The following is a 912-nucleotide window of genomic DNA, read 5'->3' on the forward strand; positions in this document are numbered from 1 at the left end:
TGGATGAGATTGCTAATCAAATTCTAAACCGGGAGCTGAACGGCGTAGAGGCGGCGGAACTGCTTAACCGAGTAGCCGAGGGAATTATCAACCAAGCCCAGGCGCAGCACTGATGGTTGATGAAATTGTTATTGATGCTCGTTACGCAATTACTTTGTGTAAGCCAACCAAAACTTTAAATCGTATTCCAAACCTCGTTCTTAATGAGATTAAATTTACTAAAGAAAACGAAAGAGTGTTGGCTGTAATTGCTCATTATCCGACAAAGGTTAGTTTAGTGAGTGATTTAATTCACCATCGTATTTATCACTCTGGCATTAATTCTATTCCGGCATTGGTCGAGGAAACCAAACGTCTTGCTGAATTATGTGAAAAAGGCTTTAAAGATTTTCACTCTCCTAACTTATTACCTAAATAAAGGCTTTATTATGCATATTAAAATCGGTGAAAAACACGTTGTTACTTCTGATAGCCTGCAATTTATTCTTAATGAAGTAAAGATTAGTCAAAAAGGTAAAAGCGAGGGGCTGGAACGTTTAGAGCCTATTGCTTATTATCCAACTATCTCGCAATTAGTCACGGGGTTAATTAATCGCCATATAGGTGAAGCGCAGATTAATAGTTTTGCATCACTAGGGAATGAAATTGGTCGCACTGGTAAGCTGTGCCAAGAAGCCTTTTCAGCCAAATGACCGTTTCAATTCGTGGTCGTGTAGCTCCAGCTCCGCCGTTGCCTTATCCGGGCAGCGGCGCTGCCATTTCTAACTATGCCTACCCCGGTAGCAAACCGCGCGAAACTTTACCCGGTATACAAAGACCGCTTACCCGTGAACAACTGATTCAGGGGCAAGCTGTTTTAGCCAATATAAATAAACTCCCTCACTTCCTGCGTAATCAGTTTATTTCTCGCTA

General features: G+C 41.6%; 2 protein-coding genes and 2 pseudogenes. All 4 read left to right on the forward strand.

What is annotated here, in order from left to right:
- Positions 1–113, forward strand: a pseudogene (locus FTA96_RS23840) (DUF2732 family protein); the annotation flags it as partial.
- Positions 113–418, forward strand: coding sequence for a DUF5405 family protein (locus tag FTA96_RS11630; protein WP_145573867.1), 306 nt, complete (start codon positions 113–115; stop codon positions 416–418). The pseudogene FTA96_RS23840 and the gene FTA96_RS11630, both read left to right, overlap by 1 nt.
- A gap of 10 nt (positions 419–428) precedes the next feature.
- Entirely contained in the window at positions 429–692 is a 264-nt protein-coding gene (locus FTA96_RS11635) for a DUF5405 family protein (protein ID WP_145573868.1), read from the forward strand.
- Positions 689–912, forward strand: a pseudogene (locus FTA96_RS11640) (replication endonuclease); the annotation flags it as partial. The gene FTA96_RS11635 and the pseudogene FTA96_RS11640, both read left to right, overlap by 4 nt.

Source organism: Yersinia alsatica (assembly GCF_902170305.1).
GTDB classification, from domain to species: domain Bacteria; phylum Pseudomonadota; class Gammaproteobacteria; order Enterobacterales; family Enterobacteriaceae; genus Yersinia; species Yersinia alsatica.

Excerpts from the sequence above, each read along its gene's own strand:
- FTA96_RS11630 (WP_145573867.1), top strand. The coding sequence starts at position 113 with ATGGTTGATGAAATTGTTATTGATGCTCGTTACGCAATTACTTTGTGT.
- FTA96_RS11635 (WP_145573868.1), top strand. The coding sequence starts at position 429 with ATGCATATTAAAATCGGTGAAAAACACGTTGTTACTTCTGATAGCCTG.